Source organism: Allobosea sp. 2RAB26 (assembly GCF_052115465.1).
Lineage (GTDB): Bacteria > Pseudomonadota > Alphaproteobacteria > Rhizobiales > Beijerinckiaceae > Allobosea.
In genome coordinates, this window is the sequence record NZ_JBFRGS010000010.1 from 223,959 (window position 1) to 231,097 (window position 7,139).

Sequence of the window (7,139 nt, forward strand, 5' to 3'; positions counted from 1 at the left end):
AAATGCCTGTGTGCAACTGCGAGAAATCCTCACGCCGTGCGGCGATTGAGCAGGTGGTAAAGCGCGATCGCACCGAAGGTAGCGGTGCCGATTCCGCCGAGTTCGAAGCCGAAAATCGGCAGCTTGAGATCGCCGGCGCCGAGGATCAGCGCGGTCGCAACCGTGATGAGATTCTTCGGCGCGGAAAAATCGACCTTGTTCTCGACCCAGATCCGGCCCGCGGTCGCAGCGATCAGGCCGAAGACGACGACAGCGAGACCGCCCAGAACTGCGACCGGGATCGTGCCGATCACCGCGCCGAATTTGGGCGAGAAGCCGAGCACCAGCGCGATCACGCCCGCAGCGACGAAGACCAGGGTCGAATAGACCCGCGTCACCGCCATCACGCCCATGTTTTCGGCATAGGTCGTGACGCCCGTGCCGCCGCCCGACCCGGCGATGATGGTCCCCAACCCGTCGGCCATGAAGCCGCGCCCGATCAGCGGATCGAGGTTACGGCCGGTCATCACGGCAATGCCCTTGATATGCCCGAGATTCTCCGCGACCAGGATGATCGCGACCGGAGCGATCAGCGCCATCGCCTTGAAATCGAAGACCGGTGCGACGAAATTCGGCAAGCCGAACCAGGATGCTGCGGCAATCTTCCCGAAATCGATTGTCGGAGCGCCGAAAGATGAGGCCGTCGCAGCATAGACCACATAGGCCGTGAGGCCGCCGATCAACACCGGCAGCCGCTGCGCCAGCCCGCGCCCGTAAACCGCCACCAGCGCGACCGCGACGACGGTGAACAACGCGATCCATTTCGTATAGGGGCTCGCCGAGATCATGTTCATCGCGACCGCGGTCAGGTTGAGACCGATCGCGGCGACAACCGCGCCGGTGACCACGGGCGGCAGCAGTTTCTCGATCCAGTTGGTGCCGACGGCCTGCACGATCAGGCCGATGGCGAAATAGACCGCGCCGCAGGCGATGATGCCGCCAAGCGCCACCCCGATATTCGCGTTGGGGCCAGCCCCGGCATAGCCCGTCGCAGCGATCACCACGCCGATGAAAGCAAAGGAGGAACCGAGATAGCTCGGCAGCTGCCCCCTGGTGATCACGAAGAAGAGCAGCGTCGCGATGCCCGAGAAGAAGATCGCGACATTGGGGTCAAACCCCATCAGCAGCGGTGCCAGCACTGTCGAGCCAAACATGGCAACGACGTGCTGCAACCCGGCGACGATCGTCTGCCCGGTCGGCAGCCGCTCATCCGGCATCACCGCGCCGGTTGTTTTCAATGTCCATTTTGGAAAATAGCCAGCCATGCCTCACGCTCCCCAGCCAAGCCGCGACCATGCTCGCGTCACGAAGGGACATAGAAGGCAAGCGCGCTGCCGCCGCCAAGACGGCGGCAGCGAAATCGCTGTGATTTCAGGGGAAAACCGGCTCTCCCCGGCGCCTCAGGAGGCGATCTGCGTTTGCCGATGGTGGCTCTGATCACCACGCTGGAAGAGACGATCCGCCGGCAGCGCCATTTCCGGATCGATATCGGCCCCGGCCCGCGCCTGGGACAAGGTCATCGCCAGCGATGTTTCATCAAGTGCCGGCATGGCGTCGAAGCCGGGCATCACGAAATAGCTCTGTTGGTAATCGTCGATGCGGTAGAGCGTACGCATCACGCGGACCGCATCGAAGGCGATGCGGTTGGGTGATGTGCTCTCGAGCGCGAAGATCGTCTCCCCCGGCGAGGAGGCGATGCCGGCACCGAAAATGCGCAGGCCCGCCTTGGTCTCGATCAGCCCGAACTCGACGCTGTACCAGTAGAGCCGCGCCAGCCGCGCAAGATCGGCGGCATCATGCAGTCGCAACCCCGCCTCGCCATAGGCCGCGACGAAATCGGCATAGGCCCGGTTCATCAGCAGCGGCACATGGCCGAAGATGTCATGGAAGATGTCGGGCTCCTCGATGTAGTCGAACTCCTCTGGCCGCCTGATCCAGAAGCCCGCTGGAAAGCGGCGTGCCGCCAGATGCGTAAAGAAGACCCGGTCCGGCACCAGCCCCGGCACAGCCACCACCGTCCAGCCGGTCGCAGCTTCGAGCACGCGGTTCAGATCGCGAAAATCGGGAATGCCATCGGCAGCGATGCCAAGCGCAGTGAGCCCCTCGAAATATTCGTCGCAGACGCGACCTCGGAGCAACTCGGCCTGGCGTCGATGCAGCCGCGACCAGGTTTCATGATCAGCCCGCGAATAGGCGTCGAAACGTTGATCGACGACAAAATCCTCCGGTATTTCATGCGGCTTCAAGCCGGAGCGGGAGAATGGATCGGTCGACATGGCGCACCTCCCTTGCATGCACTGAGGATGCGCGGAGCCGACGGTCATGTCCTGACCATTTCTTGTTCTTCGACACGTCCGTTGGCAGGATATGACCCGAGGAAATGGATTGAGGTCCGATCATGCCCCACCATCCTGCAAACCCGCCTCGGCTCGACGAGACCGATCGGCGGATCCTGCGTGCCCTGCAGCGTAACGGCCGGATCACCAACGCAGCTCTGTCCGAAGAGATCGGCATGGCGGCCTCGCCCTGCCTGCGCAGGCTCAAGGCGCTGGAGGAGGACGGCATCATTGCCGGCTACCGCGCGGAACTGAACCGGCGCGCACTCGGCCATGGCGTCGAAGCCTATGCCTTCGTCAAGCTCTCGCAATCCGACCCGGACTGGCGGACAAGGCTGGTCGAGAAGCTCAAATCCTTCGAGGAGGTGATCTCCTGTCAGGCCATGACCGGCGAATGCGACCTGCTCGTTCATATCGTCGCGGACGATATCGAGGCCTATGGCGAATTCGCGATGCAGCGCCTGCTGACGCTGCCCGGCGTCGCGGACATGCGCTCCTCCTTCGTGCTGGCGACGATCAAAGCGGACGAGGGCTGGCCGGTGTGAGGGCGAGCGGACGTTTCGCTCCGATCGTGCTATCCTCAAGTACGATGCGCGCCGCGCGACCGCGGCCAAGCGGAGTGTAATGGGGAGGCCCGTTTGATGGCCGCATCCAGTGCCTTCGGGAATCTCGAGCAGACGGGCTGGGGCTCGGCGACGGTCGCGCTCGCCTATCATCGCAATCTGGGCGAAGTGACATCGGGTTGCATCCCCGAGCTGATCCGCGCCGCCGATCTGAATGCGGGGGATAGGGTTCTCGATGTCGCCTGCGGTGTCGGCTATGTGGCGGCCGCCGCGCGTGACCATGGCGCAGATGCCATCGGCCTGGACTTTTCCGCAGTCCAGATTCGGCTGGCACAGCAGACCTATCCAGATATCCGCTTTGTGGAGGGGAATGCCGAGGCCCTCCCCTTTGCCGATGGTGAGTTCGATGCCGTCCTCAACGCCTTCGGATTGCCCCACCTGCCCGATCCGGACAAGGCACTGGCCGAGGCCTGCCGCACTCTCAAACCCGCCGGGCGCTTTGCCTACGCCTCGTGGAGCGACGCGACGAAGTGTATCGGTTTCTCGATGGTCTATGACGCGATCCACGCTCATGGCTCGCTGGACGTGGGGCTGCCTCCCGGCCCCAACTTCTTCAGCTATGGCGAACCGGGCTTCGCCGCCCAGTTGCTCGCCCGAGCCGGTTTCGTGAATATATCGACCGTGGAAGTCCCGCTGGTCTGGCGCGTTTCATCTCCCGACGCGATCATCGACGCCATTTCATCCGGCACGGTCCGCGCCGCAGCTGTCCTGCGCCTGCAGCGTCCGGAGAACCTGGCCAGGATCAAGGAATATCTGCGCGAACGGGTCTCCGCATACGAGCGCAACGGCATCTATGCCGTGCCGTCGCCGGCCCTGGTCGCCAGAGGTAGCAAGCCCGGCTGACGCGGCATCGCCGGTCTCGTCGCAAACCGCCGGAACATCACTTTACCGCAAGCCCCCGGGACGAACTCATCGTCTCGCCCCGGGGCCCGCAGTTGAAGGGTGGCAGCTACTCCGCAGCCGCCTGCGCATGCACGCGCGCACCACGCGCGATCAGCTTGTTGAGCGCCGAGAGATAGGCCTTGGCCGAAGCGACCAGAGTGTCGGGGTCGGCGCCGCGGCCAGTGACCGACGCACCGCCCTCGGAGAGCCTGACAGAAACCTCGGCCTGGGCATCGGTGCCCTCCGTCACGGCATGGACGTCGTAGAGCTCCAGATGGGCCTCGTGCGGCACGATCGCCTTGATCGCCTTGAAGACCGCATCGATCGGCCCGTTGCCTTCGGCTTCCTCGGCGACGACGCGCCCTTCGACATCCAGCTTCATCATGGCCCGCTGCGGGCCACGCGTGCCGGCGATCACCGTCAGCGAGACCAGCTTCACGCGGTCATGCGCGGTTGCGATGTTCTCGTCGACCAGCGCTTCGATATCCTCGTCATAGACGTGCTTCTTGCGATCGGCCAAGGCCTTGAACCGGGTGAAGGCGTCCTCCAGCTGGTTGTCGCCGAGATCGTAGCCCATGTCCTTCAGCTTGGAGCGGAAGGCGGCGCGCCCCGAATGCTTGCCCATCACCAGTGAGGTCTTGGTCACGCCGACCGAGGCGGGCGTCATGATCTCATAGGTCTGCTGGTGCTTCAGCATGCCGTCCTGGTGAATGCCGCTTTCATGGGCGAAAGCGTTCCGACCGACGATCGCCTTGTTGTACTGCACCGGGAAGGAACAGGCGGTGGAAACCGCCTTCGACGCACGCATCAGCATGGCCGACTCGATGCCGGTATCGTAGGGCAGCACGTCGCCACGGACCCGCAGGGCCATCACCACCTCTTCCAGCGCCGCGTTGCCCGCGCGCTCGCCGATGCCGTTGATCGTGCATTCGACCTGCCGCGCGCCGCCCTCGATGCCGGCCAGCGAGTTGGCGACAGCCAGGCCGAGATCGTTATGACAGTGCACCGAGAAGATCGCCTTGTCGGCATTCGGCACGCGCTCGCGGATCGAGCTGAACATGGTGCGATACTCGTCCGGCGTCGCGTAGCCGACGGTATCGGGCAGGTTGATCGTCGTCGCCCCCGCCTTGATCGCTGTCTCGACCGCCCGGCAGAGATACTCGATCGGCGTGCGCGTCGCATCCATCGCCGACCACTCGACATCCTCGACCAGGTTGCGCGCCTGGGCGACGGTCCTGGTGATGATCTCCAGAACCTCATCCTCGGTCTTGCGCATCTGATGCTGCAGATGGATCGGAGAGGTCGAGACGAAGGTGTGGATGCGCGGCTTCACCGCGTGGCGGACGGCTTCCCCAGCCCGAGCGATATCGGCGCTGATGGCGCGCGCCAGCCCGGCAACGGTCGCACGCTTGATCCGCTTGGCGATTTCCGAGACGGCCTCGAAATCGCCATCGGACGCGATCGGGAAACCGGCCTCGATGATGTCCACGCCCATCGCGTCCAGCACATCCGCGACCTCCAGCTTCTCCTCGAAGGTCATGGTCGCGCCGGGGCATTGTTCACCGTCACGCAGAGTGGTGTCGAAGATCAGCACCCGGTCCTTGGAGGATGCAGTCTGGGAAGCGTTGGTCATGGTCGTGATCCTGAATGGGTCGCGCCGCGGTCGTTCGGATGGGCGCGTTAGGTCTGGAAGGCGGTTCTCGTCACTCCCCTGAGCGCCCAGGCATGCATGCCCGGCCGGCCCTCAGGGGCGGCTAAGGAGAAGAAGCTGACCAAGGCCAAGCGGAGCGCGCATGCCGACCGTCCGCGCAGCGGCGCGGCTCAGGATCCAGGCATGGGTGGCAGATGCGGCCACGGGCGTTCCTCGTTCGACTGGACACGATGTAACCGAAAGCACCCGCGGTGCGCAAGCATGTGACGCATGCGAAGTTTGCAACGTCGTCCCGGCCGGAGTCTCGCTATCCTGACCGGGCCGCAACTGCTGGCGCGGCATGCATTGTCCGCTCCCTGCGAATCGCATTCGATCGCCGGGCAGGCTGGGGAGAGATATCCGATGATGCGCTACGACCGCCGCACGATCGGTCTTGCGGTCGGGCTGACCTGTCTTGCAGGCTATGTCGATGCGCTCGGCTTCATCAGCCTTGGCGGTTTCTTCGTGTCCTTCATGACCGGGAATACGACGCGGCTCGGGATCGAACTCGCCAACGGCCATCTCGGCGGTATCGCGCTGGCAGGCGGTATCATCATGCTCTTCGTCGGCGGCGTGGTGCTCGGCTCGCTCGTCGGCCATTTTGCCCGGACGAGGCGGCATACCGCCGTGCTGGCAGCTCTGACGATCTGTCTCTTCATCGCTGCGCTGTCCGACAGGCTGGGAGAGGCCGGCATCAGCATCGCCATGCTCGCCGTCGCCATGGGCATGGAAAACTCCGTCTTCCAGCGCGACGGCGAAGTCACGATCGGCCTGACCTACATGACCGGCACGCTGGTAAAGATGGGGCAACGCATCGCCGGGGCCCTGCTTGGCGGCTCCCGCCTCGCCTGGCTGCGCCATTTCACGCTCTGGCTTGGGCTGCTGAGCGGAGCGGTTGCCGGCGCTCTTGCGCATCACATGATCGGACTCGACGCAATCTGGCTGGCGGCCGCTTTCTCGGGGTTCCTGACACTGGCTGCCTCCCGCCTCCTGCTGACGGACTGACCTGCGAGCGGAGGCGATTGGAACGGCGCGGGGAATCGGTCATTGTCCCGGCCATTCGCCAGCCGGAGCCTGCATGCGATGCGCGCCACTTCGTTCTTGATCCCCGCCCTCGCCGGCTTCCTGCTCGCCGCCTGCCAGACAGCCGGACCACCGCCCGCCCCGGCACCCGAGCAGGCAGCACCGGGCGTGACGCCCAGCACCTTCCGCATGCCGAGCGGATCGGGCTGCTCGGGCGAGGTCGAACGTTTCCAGGCGGTGATGGATAACGACCTCGCGACCGGCCACACCACCAAGGGCGTGCACAGCCGCGTCAGTGCCGAGATTGCCAATGCCCGCACGAGTTGCGCCGCGGGCAATGACGCCAGGGCGATCTCCCAGGTGCGCGCCACCAAGTCACGGTTCGGTTATCCGTAAGGCTTCTGTAATGGGCCTTTGATCGTCAAGTCCCTCTGAACGATATCTCGTCGCCAGGATCATGCTTCTGTCCGTGGTCAGTACGAAGACCGCCACACCATGCCATCAGATCCAGAGCCGACAGGTCAATCTAGGGGTGCGTGATTTGCC

General features: G+C 64.4%; 7 protein-coding genes. 4 read left to right on the forward strand and 3 right to left on the reverse strand.

Features of this window, described 5'->3' with window-relative positions; translation table 11 throughout:
- Positions 1-29 precede the first annotated feature (29 nt).
- The gene (locus tag AB4118_RS20925; protein WP_441491556.1) at positions 30-1,304 is read right to left on the reverse strand and encodes a solute carrier family 23 protein; all 1,275 of its coding nucleotides are present in this window, start codon (positions 1,302-1,304) and stop codon (positions 30-32) included.
- A gap of 135 nt (positions 1,305-1,439) precedes the next feature.
- A complete protein-coding gene (gene phhA, locus AB4118_RS20930) occupies positions 1,440-2,315 on the reverse strand; it encodes a phenylalanine 4-monooxygenase (RefSeq protein WP_441491557.1) in 876 nt (291 codons plus the stop codon).
- A 122-nt stretch (positions 2,316-2,437) separates the two neighbouring features.
- Here phhA and AB4118_RS20935 point away from each other — a divergent pair, with 122 nt between their 5' ends.
- Positions 2,438-2,920: an Lrp/AsnC family transcriptional regulator gene (locus tag AB4118_RS20935; protein WP_441491558.1), complete on the forward strand. Its 483-nt coding sequence runs from the start codon at positions 2,438-2,440 to the stop codon at positions 2,918-2,920.
- A 96-nt stretch (positions 2,921-3,016) separates the two neighbouring features.
- On the forward strand, positions 3,017-3,841 hold the full coding sequence (locus AB4118_RS20940; RefSeq protein ID WP_441491559.1) for a class I SAM-dependent methyltransferase: 825 nt from the start codon (positions 3,017-3,019) through the stop codon (positions 3,839-3,841).
- A 106-nt stretch (positions 3,842-3,947) separates the two neighbouring features.
- Here the strand turns inward: AB4118_RS20940 and AB4118_RS20945 are convergent, their stop codons facing one another.
- Positions 3,948-5,513: a 2-isopropylmalate synthase gene (locus tag AB4118_RS20945; protein WP_069879891.1), complete on the reverse strand. Its 1,566-nt coding sequence runs from the start codon at positions 5,511-5,513 to the stop codon at positions 3,948-3,950.
- A 420-nt stretch (positions 5,514-5,933) separates the two neighbouring features.
- On the opposite strand from AB4118_RS20945, the gene AB4118_RS20950 reads away from it, so the two are divergent.
- Positions 5,934-6,575 carry a YoaK family protein gene (locus AB4118_RS20950; protein WP_441491560.1) on the forward strand — a complete coding sequence of 214 codons (642 nt, stop codon included), beginning with the start codon at positions 5,934-5,936 and terminating at the stop codon, positions 6,573-6,575.
- A 78-nt stretch (positions 6,576-6,653) separates the two neighbouring features.
- Positions 6,654-6,989, forward strand: coding sequence for a hypothetical protein (locus AB4118_RS20955; RefSeq protein ID WP_441491561.1), 336 nt, complete (start codon positions 6,654-6,656; stop codon positions 6,987-6,989).
- Positions 6,990-7,139: the final 150 nt, after the last annotated feature.